This is a genomic window from Bacillus proteolyticus, assembly GCF_001884065.1.
GTDB classification, from domain to species: Bacteria; Bacillota; Bacilli; order Bacillales; family Bacillaceae_G; genus Bacillus_A; species Bacillus_A proteolyticus.
In genome coordinates, this window is record NZ_MACH01000055.1 from 148,652 (window position 1) to 164,774 (window position 16,123).

Here is a 16,123-nt window from a genome sequence, read left to right on the forward strand (position 1 = left end):
TATGGCAAAGGATAATAAAACAGAAAAGGCCACCCCGCAGAAGCGTAAGAAATCGCGTGAAGAAGGGAATATTGCCCGGAGTAAAGATTTAAATAATTTATTTTCCATTCTCGTATTAGCAGTTGTCGTTTACTTTTTCGGAGATTGGTTAGGGTTTGAGATTACGAACTCCGTAGCGGCGCTGTTTGATCAAATTGGAAAAAATACGGATGTGACGGAGTATTTGTATTTAATGGGCATTTTGCTTCTTAAAGTATCGGCTCCTATATTAATACTCGTATACGCTTTTCATTTATTCAATTATATGATCCAAGTTGGTTTCTTATTTTCTTCTAAAGTACTTAAGCCGAAAGCATCACGTATTAATCCGAAAAACTATTTTACGAGATTGTTTAGTCGTAAAAGTTTAGTAGATATTTTGAAATCACTGTTTTATATGGGATTAATCGGTTACGTTTCGTACGTTCTCTTTAACAAGAATTTAGAGAAGATTGTTAGTATGATTGGATTTAACTGGACAGCGTCACTAACTGAAATTATTAGCCAAATTAAATTTATCTTTTTAGCCATTTTAATTATTTTAATCGTTCTTTCTATTATTGATTTCATTTATCAAAAATGGGAGTACGAACAAGATATTAAGATGAAAAAAGAAGAAGTAAAAAGGGAGCATAAAGATAATGAAGGGGACCCGCAAGTAAAAGGGAAACGAAAAAACTTTATGCATGCGATCTTGCAAGGGACAATTGCGAAGAAGATGGATGGTGCAACATTTATTGTAAACAATCCGACTCATATTTCGGTCGTACTTCGGTACAATAAACAGGTTGATGCGGCGCCAATTGTCGTTGCAAAAGGGGAAGATGAGCTCGCATTATATATACGAACGCTTGCCCGCGAACAAGAAATACCAATGGTGGAAAACCGTCCGCTTGCTCGTTCTTTATATTATCAAGTCGAGGAAGACATGGCGATTCCAGAAGATTTATATGTAGCTGTAATTGAAGTTATGCGCTATTTAATTCAAACGAATGAACTTGAAGTATAATAGCGCGGTTGGAGGAGATCTCTTGTGTTTAAGATAGACTCTGCAAGAACCTATTTTTCTATCTTTTTAGCAGCGTCATTCGTAGTGGCGCTCTTAATTCCACTTTCACCATTTATACTTGATATCGTTATCGTTTTTTTACTAAGTATGTCAGTGCTTATTTATATGCGAGCAACAAGTATTAACGAGTGGGATGAATTAAAGTCATTTCCGACGATGTTGTTATTAATCGGGATTTTCCGCGTATCAATTAACGTTTCGACGACGCGAGCGATTTTGACAGACGGAAATGCCGGTCATGTTATTGAAGAGTTCGGCCAGTTCGTAATTGGCGGGAACTTATTAATTGGTATCGTTATTTTTACAGTATTAATCATATTCCAGTTTATTGTTGCAAACGGTGCGTCTCGTACAGCTGAAGTAGCAGCTCGTTTTACGCTTGATTCTTTACCAGGGAAACAAATGTCTATCGATGCTGACTTGAATCAGCGCATTATTACTGAGAAAGATGCACAAGCAAAACGAAAAAAATTAAATATGGAAACAGAGTTTTACGGAGCGATGGATGGTGCCGGAAAGTTCATTAAAGGGGATGTTATTTTCGGAATTGTCATTTTATTCGTAAACATTATTTTCGGTTTAATTGTCGGTATGATGCAGCAAGGAATGAGTTTTGGAGAAGCAGCCATTCATTATACACAGTTAACTGTCGGTGACGGAATCGTAAACCAGATCGGTTCGTTAATGCTTGCAATTTCAACAGGTGTCATCGTAACGCGAGTATTTGACGGTTCACCTGATACAGTAACAGAAGGAATCTTTAAAGAGTTATTAGCGCATGAAGTTGTTGTATATGCGCTCGGTGGTTTATTTATCGCAATGGGTATTTTTACTCCGCTACCACTTCTACCATTCGCTCTCGTTGGAGGCACGATCATCTTCTTAGGTGTTCATAATAAAAAGCGAATAAAGAAAGAAAAAGAAGACGAGCTTCAAAAAGAATTAGAAATGATTCAAGGCGATGAAGAGCAATTGCAACAAGTGGAAGATTCATTCGGCGTGTTTACAGATAAATATCCAATTATCGTAGAGCTTGGTTTAGATTTAGCGGCACTTGTAAAGCAGAAGATAAACGGGGAAACAGCTCGTGATAAAGTTGTTCTGATGCGGAAATCGATTATTACCGACCTCGGTATTAACGTTCCTGGAATTAACTTTAAAGATAATACGAGTTTTAGACCGCGCGGACGTTACATTATTCGTATTAAAGGTGCGAAGGCGGCCGAAGGTGTTTTAAAATCAGGTTACTTATTAGCACTGAAAACACCGAATGTAATGGCCGATTTAGATGCAGAACCAGCGAAAGATCCGATTTTCGGTGAAGATGGATATTGGATTTTAGAGCATATGGTACAAGATGCACAAATGAAAGGCTATCAAGTGTTAGAGCCACTTAGCATATTAATAACGCATTTAGATGTTGTCGTTCGACGTAATCTTCATGAGTTAATTCAGCGTCAACATGTAAAAGACTTAATTAACTCGCTTGAAAATGATAACGGGGTTTTATTAGAAGAGATTAAGAAGAAGGAAATTGACTTATCACTCGTTCAAAATGTTATTAAACAACTGCTAAAAGAAGGTATTTCTATTCGTGATTTACCAACCATTATCGAAGGTATTATTGATGGGAAGGAAATTTATCAAAACCATGTTGATGGTGTCACTGCATTTGTTCGTGAATGTATTTCAAAAGTTATTTGTGAGAGTGCGAAAAATCCTGATGGGAAAATCTATGCGGCGCTCTTCTCTGATTCAATTGAATTGGATGCAGATGTTGTGAATAATTCATACCAAGGTTATTTATTAAACTGGGATTTAGATTTAGAAACGCGAGTAGTAGAGCAAGCACAGCGCATTTTCAAACAAACTCGTTTAATGGGAAGAGAGCCAGTATTATTAACACGCAGAAAAGATTTCAGATTTGCGATTGTGAGACTTCTTGAACGTTATCAAATAGAAGCTAAAGTATTATGTATTAGTGAACTAGCACCAGAAATTGTTGTAGATCAAATTGCTTATATTGAATAGTAGGGGGTGAAGTAATGGAAAGTACAGAAAAAAAAGAACTGTTAATGCGAATAAAAGCAGCCTCGAAAAATGAATTGTATCGAAAGTTATTTGACCAATATAGTACAGATTATTACTATGTTGTCGATGAAAGTGTAAAACGAAACATCCCGTTTTTTTGGAAAAAGAATTATGAAATGTTAGTCGCTTTTCCTGAAGATAAACAGGAAGAAAGTAACGAAGGCGTAACTCAATTTCATGAACAATTAATGGATGTTGTAAATGAACCTTCAGAAGAAATCGTGAAGGCGAATGGAATTCAATCAGTCTTGCACAATTTAGAAAACGTGACGAATTCTATGTCATATGCGGCAATGCAAACAGGAAATAGTGAAGGATGGACGAGAAAGAAAGAGAAACTATTAAAGTTGTTTGAAAAAGGAATCGTCGTTGTGAAACAGACGGAAGAAACGAAAGTAACGAAAAAGAAAAAAGCTGTAAAAAAAGAAAAGCAAGAATCTGTACCGTTTATTATTCAAAAAGTAATTCGGATGCTAGAACAAAACGATGTGGAACATTATTTCATTCATGCATATGCTGAAAAATTAAAAAAGAAGTTTGAGAATGCAACGATGATTACAGAAGAGGAAGTCATCGAATACATATTGGAAGATATGAGATCTCATTTTAATACTGAAAACGTATTTGAAAAAGAAGTACAAACGATTGCATTAATCGGTCCAACTGGTGTTGGAAAAACGACGACACTTGTGAAAATGGCATGGCAGTTTCACGCTAAGAGAAAAACAGTTGGTTTTATTACGACAGACCATTCTCGCATTGGAACAGTGCATCAATTACAAGATTACGTAAAAACAATTAGATCAGAAGTAATTGCTGTGCGAGATGAAGCAGCTATGACAAGGGCACTCACTTATTTTAAAGAAGAAGCACGCGTCGATTATGTATTAATAGATACAGCCGGGAAAAATTATCGTACGTCAGAGACAATTGAAGAAATGATTGAGACGATGGGACAAGTAGAGCCAGATTATATTTGTTTAACGTTATCAGCTTCTATGAAAAGTAAAGATATGATTGAAATTATTACGAACTTTAAAGATATTCATATAGATGGTATCGTGTTTACGAAATTTGATGAAACAGCGAGCAGTGGTGAATTGTTGAAAATTCCAGCTGTATCATCAGCTCCAATTGTATTAATGACAGATGGACAAGACGTGAAGCAACATATACATATCGCTACAGCTGAACATTTAGCGAAACAAATGTTACAAACATCGTAAGAAGAGAGGTGAAGAATAAGGCATCTGCCTTATTCGAAGGAGTATGAACGGTCTTTATATAGGTTCTATGGGTATGATGAATTACATGCAGCGCATTAATGTTCATTCGAATAACGTTGCAAATGCTCAAACGACAGGATTTAAAGCAGAAAATATGACTTCTAAAGTATTTGATGTGCAAGACACATATCGCCGCGGAGATGGATCCACGACAAATATCGGTTCGGTCGATTACGCTGTAGTACCAGCTGCGACGCATGTGAACTTAGTACAAGGGAATGTACAAATTACAAATAGCCCTACAGATTTCTTTTTAGATGACGGTGAAGCCGGCACATCATCATTTTTCGTTACATTAAAAAACGATGAAACATTTTTAACGAGAGATGGTAGTTTTACTTTAAATAGTGATCGTTATTTGCAAACATCGTCTGGTGCATATGTTATGGATGTAAATAATGAACGTATTCGTATGCCTGAAAATGTGAATTTCTTCGTATCTAATAATGGAGAAATTTATAGAGAAATTAACGAGGGAACTTTGCAAAAACCAGATATTCAGAGAATCGTAATTGCACAGTTGCAAACAAAAACAGTAGATGCAGAAACGAATGCTCGTCTCGTGCAACGTGAAAACAAAAGCTTTACACTAGCAGAAGGAAATATTGCTAATTTACTGAACGGAACAGGAATAGTAAAAAATCACATGCTAGAAAATTCAAATGTGGATATGACGAAAGAAATGGCCGATCTTATGACGAATCAAAAAATGATTCAAGCATCGCAGCGCATCATGACTTCATTTGATAAAATTTACGAAAAAGAAGCGAATGAAATATTGAGATAAAGGACTTCCCGTTAGTGGGAGTCTTTTTTTATTGCATTTATTTCAGTAACACCATAAAATGATATTGATAATCATTATCATTTTATGGTGTTTAATAAGAATGGAAGCTGTGATGGTCGTATCACTTGCTTAACTAGGTGAATTAAAAACTAAGGGGAAGGTGTATTTATGTCTACTAAAAAGCAACTTTGCATTGGATTATGTTTAATTTCTAGAAAGAAAGAACAAGAGAATAAGTTTGATTCAGGAATCGATGAACAAGTAGAGTTAGCACAATGGGCAGAAAAGGCTAAGTTAGATTTTGTATTTAAAGCAGATTATTTAGTGGCACACCCTGATTTAATTGCTCGTAATAAGGGGAATGTAATTTTAGATCCAACATTATTATTTACTGCTATTGCTTATGCAACAGAAAAAATTGGAGTTGTTACGACAGCTTCAACATCATTTTATCCACCATACATACTAGCGAGGCAACTACAATCTTTAAATTGGATTAGCAATGGCCGAGTAGGATGGAACATTGTCACATCCATTGACGGTGCTGAAAACTTTGGTGAGGCAGGGATGCCACCATCTGAGGAACGATACGCGAAAGCGGCAGAATGTACAGAGTTAGTAAGAAAACTTTGGAGGAGTCATCCTTATGAGGTTTTGAAAGAAGATAACGCAGATGTAATTAGAGAGATGGTACAGCCAATTGAGCATCGTGGTGAGCATTTTGAGGTGAAAGGCCCGCTTAATGTCCCTCAGCACATTTCTGGAGAAATGCCATTATTTCAAGCGGGTGCTTCAGAGTCAGGGCGGAATTTCGCTGCTTCTGTTGCTGATGCAATTTTCGCTGCAATGCCAGATGTAGAATCAGGAATCGAACTTCGTCAAGATTTAAGAAGAAGAGCAGAGCAACATGGTCGTCAGTCAGATGATATACGTGTATTGCCTGGTTTATATTTCTTTATTGGTGATTCATATGAGGAAGCACTAGGAATGCATAGGCAAGCTCATCAACATCTTACAAAAGAGAAGAGGTCCGCTTTACTCGAAATGGTTCTCGGGTTAGACGTTAGAGGGTTTCCGTTAGAAAGTAAGGTTACTGAATGTATGCTACCAAGTAGGAATCAAGCTGTACGTAGTAAAACACATGCCGAATTATTACGGAATTTCATCATTAAAAATGAACCAACTGTTGAGCAAATACTAGAACGACCAGAAGTTGTTGGTTCTGCTCATTGGGTCGCTATCGGTACACCACAAGACGTTTTTAAGCAAATTATGGAAAGATTTGAAGCAGGAGCATTAGATGGATTTATTGCAATTCCAGGTGGGCCTCAGAAATCATTGGATCTATTCTTTAGTGAAGTTATTCCGTTATTTGTGAAAGCAGGTGTATTTAGAGAAGAGTATACAGGTTCAACCTTGCGTGAGCATTTGGAGGGGAACATATCAAATACTTTGCAGTTAAAATAAGTGGAATAGTATGTACAAAAAGCCTTTCACAAGAAGGCTTTTTATTCTGTTTTAAAATTCGGAATTATCAATTGACTTTATAGGTCTTCTTTTTTATATTGGTAGGTATAGTAATAACTACTAATATAAAATGCATCGTTTTGAAATGAGAGTTATTTAGATTGTGAGGGATTACCGATGGATGAAATTATAAAAGAATTACAAAAGTTAGGTTTTTCTCAATATGAATGTAAAGCATATATTGGTCTATTAAAACATTATCCAGTAACAGGTTATGAAGTTAGTAAACAAACAGGAGTACCCCGTTCAATGATTTATGAGGTACTCGGTAAGTTGATGGATAAAGAAGCGGTACATATCGTTCCTTCTGAACCAGTGAAATATGTGCCAGTACCAGCTACGGAATTAATGTATCGAATGCGAAAAGACTTTGAAAAGTCCTTTGAATTTTTAGACCAAAAATTAAATTGTTTAGAGCAGGAGCGACAAATTGATGTAATTTCGCATATTCGCTCAAATGATCGTGTTTTAAAAGAAATATGCAATATAATTAGTAGAGCAAAGGAAGAGTTATGGATTTCTGTATGGGAAGATCAAGTGCATGAGATTGAACCGCTTATTCATATAAAGGAAGCGGAAGGAGTACATATATTTTCAATCTTATTTGGTGCCCCAGAAACAAAAATAGGAGCGACATTTCATCATAATTATATGACGCCTCACGTTGTTGAAAAGAGAATGGGGGGTCATTTAACTGTTATCGCACGTGATGGGGAAGAAGTGTTAATTGCTAACTTCTCAAATGATAGTACTTCATGGGCCGTTACAACGTACGACCCAGCTTTAGTTCTCGTTGCTACGGAGTATGTGCGGCACGACATTATGGTGGAAGAGATTACGAAGGAATTTGGAGCTGATAAGTTAGATACGTTATGGCGAGAAAATATAGATTTAGTTCACGTTGTAACAGGAAAACGTAGTATGGAAGAAATGGGGGGAGAGAAAGATGAATAAAGCTCAGGCACATATGACATTGCAGAGTGATGATACATTTCAACAAGGTGTAAAGGATTGTTTACCAACTGTATTTGGATATTTGAGCATTGGTATAGCGGCTGGTGTTATTGCAAAAACAGCGGGTTTTTCCATTATAGAAATTGCCTTTATGTCCACTTTAATTTATGCAGGTTCTGCCCAATTCATTTTAGCGGGTATGTACGCAGCTGGTGCTCCGGCTTCGGCAATCATTTTTACCGTATTTTTTGTTAATCTACGGCACCTTTTAATGAGCGCAGCGCTCGCACCCTACTTCACGAAAATTCCTCTATTTAAAAACTTGATCATTGGTTCGCAAATTACAGATGAAACTTTCGGCGTTGCAGTGCAGCATGCAGCGCAAAAAGGTTATTTAGGTGAAAGGTGGATGCTAGGACTAAACGTAACAGCATATTTAAATTGGATTCTTGCTACAGTTATCGGTGGGCTCTTTGGTGAATGGATACCAGATCCACATACGTACGGGATGGATTATGCATTACCAGCGATGTTTATCGGATTATTTGTACTTCAGCTAATAAGTAGTAAACCGAAACTGGCAATTCATCTAAGTGTTGCAATTATAGCGATTATTATCGCATATGTTTCACACTTATTTATGCCAGATAGTATAGCAGTTATTATCGCAACGCTGTTAGCTGCGACTATTGGGGTGGTGATTGAGAAATGGAAATGAGATTAGAAGTATTATTACTTTTACTAGCAGCAGGAGCAGTTACGCTTGTGCCCCGTATATTACCTCTACTCGTATTTAGTAAACTACAAATTCCAGACTGGGGTTTGAAATGGTTGAATTACATACCGATTGCGATATTAGCAGCACTTTTAGCACAAGTATTACTTATGCATGAGACGATGCAATGGGATTATCTTATCGCCGCAATTCCAACATTTCTTGTTGCGATATATACTCGTAGTTTATTAGGAACAGTATTAACTGGAGTTATTGTGATTATTTTGTTACGTTTATTTTTCTAAAAAGGATTCAGCTTATATAATAGCGAAAGGTGTAATAACATGAAATATATAGGGGTGGTGTTATGATACTTTTAACGATAGGAGCAATATTGTTAACGTTGTTTATTTTTTTTATTATCGGATTTATTACGTTTATGATGTTTGTGGATAAGGCGACACCTCAAATTTACTACACACCTTGTGAGTCAGTGACAGTGAAATCTAAAGGTAAACATAGAAGGAAGAAAAGTTGATGTTTGGCTTTTCTTCCTTCTATTTTATCTGATTCTTCTGTATAATTTAAGTTAGTTATTCAACTAACTTAAAAGGTGGTGATATAAATGGCTAAACCGAATGTTGTTAACAAACAGAAGTTGCTAGAAGCAGCAAAAGAAATTATTGCAGAGCACGGGATGGAAAAATTAACGTTAAAAGCAGTTGCAGAGAATGCTAAAGTTACACAGGGAACCGTATATTATCATTTTAAAACGAAGGATCAATTATTACTTGAAGTGACTGAATCGTTTTGTAAAGCATCGTGGGAACAAATAGGAAGGGATGTACAGCTAGAAAAGGCTTTACAATCGGCCAAAAGTAGATGTGTGAAAGATTCAATGTATCATCATTTGTTTTTTCAATTAGTAGCTAGTGGACTACAAAATGATGCGATGAAAGATAAAATTGGTGAACTGTTACATTATGAAAATCAAGAATTAAAAAGAGTTTTAGATAAAAAAGTAGGAGGTGCAATTACGTCTCAAATTTCAGCTGAAACGTGGAGCATTGTATGTAATGCATTAATTGACGGATTGGCATTGCAAGCTTTATTCAATCAATCTTTTTCTACAGAAAGAATATATGACGATTTGTCTTTGCTTTTAGAAACATTTATGAGATTGCAAAAGGGAGGGAATGGTAGTGAATAAAAAATTATGGATTACCATTTTGTTTTCTGTCGGTATTTGGTTTGTTGCCTCAGCGTTTTTTATTGTCCTCGGTTCTTCAGTTTTAGAAGAGTACACATCAAGTAAATTTTTTCTACACATGACCTTTCTAGAATTAGGAACGGCAGTAGCAATTTATTTTGTGATGTGGTTATATGAAAAACTAGACTCCTCGAAATATGCAGTACAGCAATTGGATTAATTTTAGATTCTTACATCTTGTATAATTCTTCCAGTATACTTTCGCAATTATCCTCACAGCAAATCATATCATTTACCATTTGGATGGTTATTGCTTATGCTTTATATTTAATAATTCCTTTAGTCATGGAACGAAAAAAACTGTTGTAAAGAGGTTTTTATCTTCTTTACAACAGTCACATTCCCGAAAGAACTAACAACAATAATCCAAGTAGAAAACTAATAAAAGAAAGAAAACCGATAGAGATGGAAAAAACACGATTGTTTTTCCATTCGCGTGAGAAAACGATAAAGCCTAAAACGCAAAGGAAAAACCAAATAGGTAGAAATATAAATCGACTAACTTTCTCAGGTAGCAATGAATAAAAATTTGTTAAATATAATATCCAATTCGCAAAAAATAGAGCACATACGATGAATGATTGTAAGTATGGTCTGTTTAAAAAATTTCCTTTTTTAACTGTCATAAAAATGAGAGCTAATGCTGAAATAAAGGGAATGATTATGAATATGAGCAATAGTAATGTTAGTGGCATATGAAACTCCTTTACAACATAATTTTCATAAGAAACGAATCTATTATTTTGTATACTTGCGTTGTAGATTGTTCGTTATATGTTACTGCGGATGGATTTAAAAATCCATGTTCGCCATGTAGTTGTTTTATTCCTAATAACGGATTGTCTTGTTGATGTAATGTTTTGATCAAGGAGGATACTGAAAAACTCACTTCTTTTTCAGGGAAAATAAGCAATGTAGCGCATGCAGGTTTTATTTGTAAATAGTCGCGTATACGTGAACCGTAACATCCGATGATAAAATCTATTTTTGGATTGTTACTACAGAGCCAGGCGATGGTAGCCCCAACACTAAAGCCGATAAGTCCTATATGCGTGTAATCATTTGAAAGGGTAGAAATTACCTCATTAATTTGTTCTTTCCCATAATCAAATCCAGTATGATTCATAAAATATTGATATGCTTTTTCTTCATCACTATAATGAAATGAATTTTGTAGTTGTAGAAGGTTAGGACAGAATACATCTGTATTAGATGATGTGAAGTGGTCTATAACGTGCTGCATATGATCATTCACACCGTATATTTCATGAACAACAACGAGAGCCAATTTTTTCTTCATAAGTTACAAGGTACCTCTATGAAACTTATATTCTTTCTCAACAAGGCAGATACGCAGGTGGAAGTTTTCATACCATTGTTCACGGCCTCTTTTTTTCGCTTCTTTATGTAAGGCGTTTTTTTTCCAATTTTCAATTGCTTCAAGTGAATCCCAATAAGAAATAGTAATTCCGAGTCCCGAATTATCACGTGCGCTTTCGACACCTAAAAATCCAGTTTGCTGTTTCGCAAGATCCTCCATCTTTTCGGCAACGGCATTATAGTCTGTTGTATCATTCGATAGATTAGAAGTGAATATAACTGCATAATAGGGCTTGTTTTTTTCTAAATCAGATTTCATTATCTTTCCCCCTTAATGTATAGTGCGAATAATTAATTCATAGTTTGTATTTTAGCAGGTTAAACAAAGAAAAGAAGTAGAAGATTCTTATTTTTTAGGTGTTGTAAAACAGAGGGTAGAAGGAATTTATATTAAGTAATCTAAAGTAAGAAAAATACCACTTCAAAATCGAAGTGGCATTTCTTATATTTCCTCTAAGCTATTAACTGGAACAGTTAATTCGCGACCTGGATTTTTTACTTCATATATGCGGGCGGTTTCGTTGCTTTCGTCGACGTGTTGAATCATAACAGGCATGCCTTGAAAACTGACATTAGCATGTTCCGCTGACACAGAAAGCTCTTTAGCACGTTGAATATTCATTTATATTCCTCCCATCATTATTATCTTTGCTAAAAAGGAGGAATAATATACCATTTATAGACATTTTTAAAGTTTTTGTATTATTTGTAATGTTTCCTTAATAAATGATGAAAAGATGGAATCCGGATAAGGTTGTATTTTTTGAGCTGCTTCGATTGCTTCTTCAAGCGCTCTTTGCTTATCGTTAAGTTTTACATAACAAAGGGCACGATATGCACCTGCTGTTGTAAGCCATGCTTGATCAAGTGGATGCATCATATAATCTGGTATTTTAGCACGTTGAAAAGCTTCCAGAGCTTCCTCGTATTTCTTTAATCCGTACAAAGCTTTTCCAGTTTCGAGGTAATACAACCCATCTTCTTGGAAAATCGGTTCGTCTTTTAGTTTTTCTCGAAATTGTTCTACATGTTCTAATGCAATTGTATATTCTTTAGTAATCGTGTTGTAGTAATACGCTTTTAATATATCTACGATCGCAACGGATAAAGTGTCTTCTGTAAAAATGGCGAATTGCTCAGATTTCTTAATGTAATGTAAATACTGTTCTTTATCAGCCGTCATGACTTTTTGATAAGATAATATGCGATAAAATTCATCTGTTTTATAATACACTTGATGTTTTTTTGAAAATGCTAATGCTTCTAATATGATTTTTTCACATTCCTCATATTTGCCACATGCGAGTAAAATAATGGCTTCTTTTAAGCACAATCTGATATGTATAATAAGATCCATTTCTAAATGGTTCGCTTCATAATCATCTCGAATACGAGCAATAAGCTGCAAACATTCCTCATACTTTTTACGTGAGAATAACGTATAAGAAAATGTTAATTTTGTTTCAGTACTGTCTCTGTATAAAGTATATTTTTCAAAAATAGAAGTTGCTTTTTCAACGTAAGACTCAATGCTGTAATCTTTCATTATAGCTGCTCCAGTAATAAATTGTTTATATAATCGGGCAGTATTTAAAGTGAGAGGGAGTTCCTTTTGAACGATAGGAAGTAAAGTTTCATACACCTTATCACATTTATTAGCCTTTATAAGTTGATCCATTTGTTGAATGAGTTCTACAATTTCTACATCATCATCTTCTAGTAAAAAACTCGTTTCGCACCCAAGTTTTTCAGCGATATATTGTAATGTTTTCATGGAAGGTGTAGCTTTTCCATTTTCAATTTGACTAAGCATGCTTTTTGTCAATTCGGAACCTGCTAGTGCTGTTTGTGTAAGTTTTTTTTCTTTTCGTAATGCTTTAATTTTTTCTCCGAGAGTTGCCATATTATTGCTCCTTTATAATTAAGAAAGTTAAATACAATTTAACTTTTTGTTGTAAAAATTTGAAAGTTAATTATATAATAAGTTTAACACAATTTAACTTTTGAGGGGAGAGTGTCATAATGGGGGATGTAAGTATAGTTCCAAATGATTCAAAAATGAAGACTGCAACGAGAAATATTATTTTAATGATGATTGGAAAGATGACGTCTTTGCTAGGGGCAGGTATTTATACGTTCGCAATGGGGTTATACGTATTAAAGACAACTGGTTCAGGGATGGGGTTTGCTACTACGCTCGTTTGTGGATCACTTCCAAGGATGATCTGTGGTCCGATTGCAGGTGCTGTAGCAGACCGTGTTAATCGAAAATGGCTTGTCATTGGCACTGATTTATTAAGTAGCTTAACGATGCTTATTATGTTTATTCTTGCTACTATATTTGGACCATCACTTCTTTTTATTTATATTTCAGCAGCATTATTATCAATTTGTGCAAGTTTTTATTCTGTTGCATTAACTTCGTCTATTCCGAGTTTAGTAGATGAGGGGCGTATTCAAAAAGCGAGTGCTTTAAATCAAACGGCAGCTTCTTTATCAAATATTTTAGGGCCGATTATTGGTGGAGTTGTATTTGGTTTCTTTTCAATCAAGTCGTTCTTTTTGTTAAATAGTATTACGTTCTTTTTAGCGGTTATTTTGCAATTATTTATTGTATTTGATTTATATAAAAAAGAAGTGGCTGAGAGTAAAGAGCATTTCTTGACGAGTATAAAAGAAGGTTTTTCATATGTAAAACGACAGCATGAAATATATGGTTTAATGAAAATAGCATTGTGGGTAAACTTTTTTGCGTGTGGGCTAACAGTTGCACTTCCATACATTATCGTCCATACATTGCATTTATCTTCAAAGCAACTCGGTACTGTAGAGGGAATGTTAGCAGTCGGGATGTTAATGGGTGCGATTGCTTTATCAGTGCGTAAAGAAGTGAATAATCTGTTTCGTTCTATTTATAGTGGACTGTTTTTATTTGCGGGTTTGAGTTTATGTACAGTTTTCCCGTTGTTAGTTACCATTCCGAAAGTAGCAAGTTTTATTTACTATATTGCTTTTATGATGTTAACTGGTATATCAATTATGATTGTAAATATTCCGATGCAAGTACATATGCAAAAGACGACAGATCCGAGCTATTTAGGGCGTGTGTTCGGCCTACTTGAAACAATTGCTACTGCAATCGCGCCGCTTGGTATGATTGTATATGGATTCTTATTAGATATGTTGCCAACTAGCATTGTTATGATGACAATAGGTGGAGGATTATTGTTAGTTGTATTAGTTGGAGTAAAGCAGCATATGGCGAAAAGAAAAGTGAATGTTTCAGCTTAAAGGAAAATTTTAACAGAATAAAAATGACCAAATTAGTATTTTAGTTTTTGAAACTCTTTTTCATGTATGTTACAGTAAAGTGAGCAGGCAAAGAAAAGGAGAAAACATCATGAAAAAATTAAGTTTTGTTATGCTTTTTCTGTTAGTAGTAATGACTGGATGTAGCAATTATGATACGTATATTGAAACAGGTATGCAATCATTGAAAAATGAAAAATATAGTGATGCAACGATGTGGTTTGAAAAAGCAGAAAAAGAGAAATCAGGAAATGAAGCGAAATCATATAAAGAAATGGCCGAGAAAATGGATCACGGAGCAACAGCATTAAAAGACGGTAAGTATTTAGAAGCGAAAGATATTGCAAATGAAGTGTTACAAATGAAAAAAGACGATGCACTTGAAACAGCTGTGACATCAAATGCAGAGAATATGCTTCAAAAAGCAAAGGATGTGGAAGAAAAAGTAAATGAAAGAGTGGCAAAGAGTAGAAAGGTAGAAGAAGAAGGAATCGATAAACTTATTAAAGCTGTCGATAGTATAGATGACGTGAAAGAAAAAGAGAAAAAAGTTTCAGAAGCATTAGATAAGACTGAAGAGGCACAAGCAAAAATTGAGGCGAAGAAAAATAAATAGAGTTTTAGTTTAAAAGGCTGTCGTGTATAACGACAGCCTTTTAATTTTTTTCTGCAAAAGAAGTAATGCTATGTAGTAAAAAAGAAATTATTTTAGAATTCCACCTGTCCTCATGATGAATGGTATAAATATTACGCTGAAATTCAAAATCAGGGATCGGTATATAGCATAGCTCATTTCGATGCACTTCTTGCTCAATAGCAAGTTTAGAAATAAAAGCGACACCATCACCATATTTTAAAATTTGTTTCATCGTTTCTAATGAATCTAGTTCAATTTCAGATTGGAATGTAATGTTATGTGCTAGCATCCATTGTGTAAGTAAATCTCGCGTTGTAGATGGGTTTCGATGCAATAATATGCGTTCTTTTTCAATATCTTGTAATGATATATTTGCTCTTTTAGAAAAATGATGTTCTTTGGAAAATGCAAGAACTAGTGTATCAGGTATTATATTTGCTTGTTTTAAAAGTGGTTCATCAAATGGTGCAGCAGAAATTACCCCGAGATCAATTTCATGATTTTGTAGCATCGTACGAATTTCAGGAGCCGTTTTTACCATGAGTGTTATTTTTATATTAGGAAATTCGCATTGAAATTGGTGAACAACTTCTGGTAAAAGATAAGTCGCTGGTACATAACTAGCACCAATTGTTATAGCACCTTTATGAAAATCTTTAAACTCTTGTGTGACCCGCCTAGCTTCTTTCATAAGTGCATCTATTTTACAAGCATAATGATGTAATGCCTCGCCAGCCTCTGTTAAGAAATACCTTCCGGAACGTAATTCAAATAAAGACACACCGAGTTCCTCTTCTAAGCTTTTTATATGAAATGTAATAGTGGGTTGTTTCACGCCAAGTTTTTCTGCAACAATCGTAAGCTTTTTGTATTTCTTAATAAGCACTACAATTTCTAATTTTAAGAGATTCATTATGAATTGTCCGCCTTTTTTATTTTAACTATAGAAAAAATCTATAGAAATAAATAGTTTATTAGAAGTTTTTTAATTTAATCTTTACAGTACATTAACATTCAGTATAAATCTTCCATATAGAATGAAAGCAGGTTAAGAATGAG

The 16,123-nt window shown here is 34.9% G+C and carries 18 protein-coding genes and 1 pseudogene; 13 read left to right on the forward strand and 6 right to left on the reverse strand.

The genetic code is table 11. The features are described 5' to 3' along the window. Window position 1: 1 nt before the first annotated feature. The 11 genes and pseudogenes from flhB to BAQ49_RS08875 all read left to right on the forward strand — a co-directional run bounded on the left by flhB (window position 2) and on the right by BAQ49_RS08875 (window position 10,047). A complete protein-coding gene (gene flhB / locus BAQ49_RS08825) occupies window positions 2–1,048 on the forward strand; it encodes a flagellar type III secretion system protein FlhB (RefSeq protein ID WP_071745007.1) in 1,047 nt (348 codons plus the stop codon). A 24-nt stretch (window positions 1,049–1,072) separates the two neighbouring features. Continuing rightward, entirely contained in the window at window positions 1,073–3,139 is a 2,067-nt protein-coding gene (gene flhA / locus BAQ49_RS08830; RefSeq protein ID WP_071745008.1) for a flagellar biosynthesis protein FlhA, read from the forward strand. 14 nt (window positions 3,140–3,153) lie between these two features. Continuing rightward, entirely contained in the window at window positions 3,154–4,425 is a 1,272-nt protein-coding gene (gene flhF / locus BAQ49_RS08835) for a flagellar biosynthesis protein FlhF (RefSeq protein WP_071745009.1), read from the forward strand. 43 nt (window positions 4,426–4,468) lie between these two features. Next, a complete protein-coding gene (locus tag BAQ49_RS08840; RefSeq protein WP_071745010.1) occupies window positions 4,469–5,272 on the forward strand; it encodes a flagellar hook-basal body complex protein in 804 nt (267 codons plus the stop codon). A gap of 168 nt (window positions 5,273–5,440) precedes the next feature. Then, window positions 5,441–6,739 carry an NtaA/DmoA family FMN-dependent monooxygenase gene (locus BAQ49_RS08845; protein ID WP_071745011.1) on the forward strand — a complete coding sequence of 433 codons (1,299 nt, stop codon included), beginning with the start codon at window positions 5,441–5,443 and terminating at the stop codon, window positions 6,737–6,739. Between the two features lie 177 nt (window positions 6,740–6,916). After that, window positions 6,917–7,753: a TrmB family transcriptional regulator gene (locus BAQ49_RS08850; protein WP_071745012.1), complete on the forward strand. Its 837-nt coding sequence runs from the start codon at window positions 6,917–6,919 to the stop codon at window positions 7,751–7,753. Beyond that, entirely contained in the window at window positions 7,746–8,471 is a 726-nt protein-coding gene (locus tag BAQ49_RS08855) for an AzlC family ABC transporter permease (protein WP_071745013.1), read from the forward strand. Before BAQ49_RS08850 ends, BAQ49_RS08855 begins: the two co-directional genes overlap by 8 nt. Beyond that, the gene (locus BAQ49_RS08860; RefSeq protein WP_071745014.1) at window positions 8,462–8,773 is read left to right on the forward strand and encodes an AzlD domain-containing protein; all 312 of its coding nucleotides are present in this window, start codon (window positions 8,462–8,464) and stop codon (window positions 8,771–8,773) included. Before BAQ49_RS08855 ends, BAQ49_RS08860 begins: the two co-directional genes overlap by 10 nt. Window positions 8,774–8,835: 62 nt before the next feature. Then, complete coding sequence (locus BAQ49_RS08865) at window positions 8,836–9,006, forward strand: DUF3951 domain-containing protein (RefSeq protein ID WP_016088508.1); 171 nt, start codon at window positions 8,836–8,838, stop codon at window positions 9,004–9,006. Window positions 9,007–9,093: 87 nt separating this feature from the next. After that, window positions 9,094–9,678, forward strand: a complete 585-nt coding sequence (locus BAQ49_RS08870) for a TetR/AcrR family transcriptional regulator (protein ID WP_071745015.1) — start codon at window positions 9,094–9,096, stop codon at window positions 9,676–9,678. Further along, a pseudogene (locus BAQ49_RS08875) lies at window positions 9,671–10,047 on the forward strand (hypothetical protein). Before BAQ49_RS08870 ends, BAQ49_RS08875 begins: the two are co-directional and overlap by 8 nt. 26 nt (window positions 10,048–10,073) lie before the next feature. Here the strand turns inward: BAQ49_RS08875 and BAQ49_RS08880 are convergent. From BAQ49_RS08880 to BAQ49_RS08900, 5 genes are all read right to left on the reverse strand, one after another. Beyond that, window positions 10,074–10,433: a DUF2768 family protein gene (locus tag BAQ49_RS08880; protein WP_071745016.1), complete on the reverse strand. Its 360-nt coding sequence runs from the start codon at window positions 10,431–10,433 to the stop codon at window positions 10,074–10,076. A gap of 11 nt (window positions 10,434–10,444) precedes the next feature. Then, the gene (locus BAQ49_RS08885) at window positions 10,445–11,038 is read right to left on the reverse strand and encodes a dienelactone hydrolase family protein (RefSeq protein WP_071745017.1); all 594 of its coding nucleotides are present in this window, start codon (window positions 11,036–11,038) and stop codon (window positions 10,445–10,447) included. Between the two features lie 3 nt (window positions 11,039–11,041). Further along, entirely contained in the window at window positions 11,042–11,377 is a 336-nt protein-coding gene (locus BAQ49_RS08890; protein WP_071745018.1) for an antibiotic biosynthesis monooxygenase family protein, read from the reverse strand. A gap of 183 nt (window positions 11,378–11,560) precedes the next feature. Beyond that, a complete protein-coding gene (locus BAQ49_RS08895; protein ID WP_001025738.1) occupies window positions 11,561–11,740 on the reverse strand; it encodes an H-type small acid-soluble spore protein in 180 nt (59 codons plus the stop codon). A 66-nt stretch (window positions 11,741–11,806) separates the two neighbouring features. Next, window positions 11,807–13,021 (reverse strand): helix-turn-helix domain-containing protein, encoded by a 1,215-nt coding sequence (locus tag BAQ49_RS08900; RefSeq protein WP_071745019.1) that lies wholly within the window; start codon window positions 13,019–13,021, stop codon window positions 11,807–11,809. Window positions 13,022–13,140: 119 nt separating this feature from the next. Between BAQ49_RS08900 and BAQ49_RS08905 the strand changes: the two genes are divergently transcribed. Beyond that, window positions 13,141–14,409, forward strand: coding sequence for an MFS transporter (locus BAQ49_RS08905; protein WP_071745020.1), 1,269 nt, complete (start codon window positions 13,141–13,143; stop codon window positions 14,407–14,409). 109 nt (window positions 14,410–14,518) lie between these two features. Then, window positions 14,519–15,043 (forward strand): COG3014 family protein, encoded by a 525-nt coding sequence (locus BAQ49_RS08910; protein ID WP_071745021.1) that lies wholly within the window; start codon window positions 14,519–14,521, stop codon window positions 15,041–15,043. 40 nt (window positions 15,044–15,083) lie between these two features. Here BAQ49_RS08910 and BAQ49_RS08915 read toward each other — a convergent pair whose 3' ends face one another. After that, window positions 15,084–15,977, reverse strand: a complete 894-nt coding sequence (locus tag BAQ49_RS08915) for a LysR substrate-binding domain-containing protein (RefSeq protein WP_071745022.1) — start codon at window positions 15,975–15,977, stop codon at window positions 15,084–15,086. Window positions 15,978–16,123: the final 146 nt, after the last annotated feature.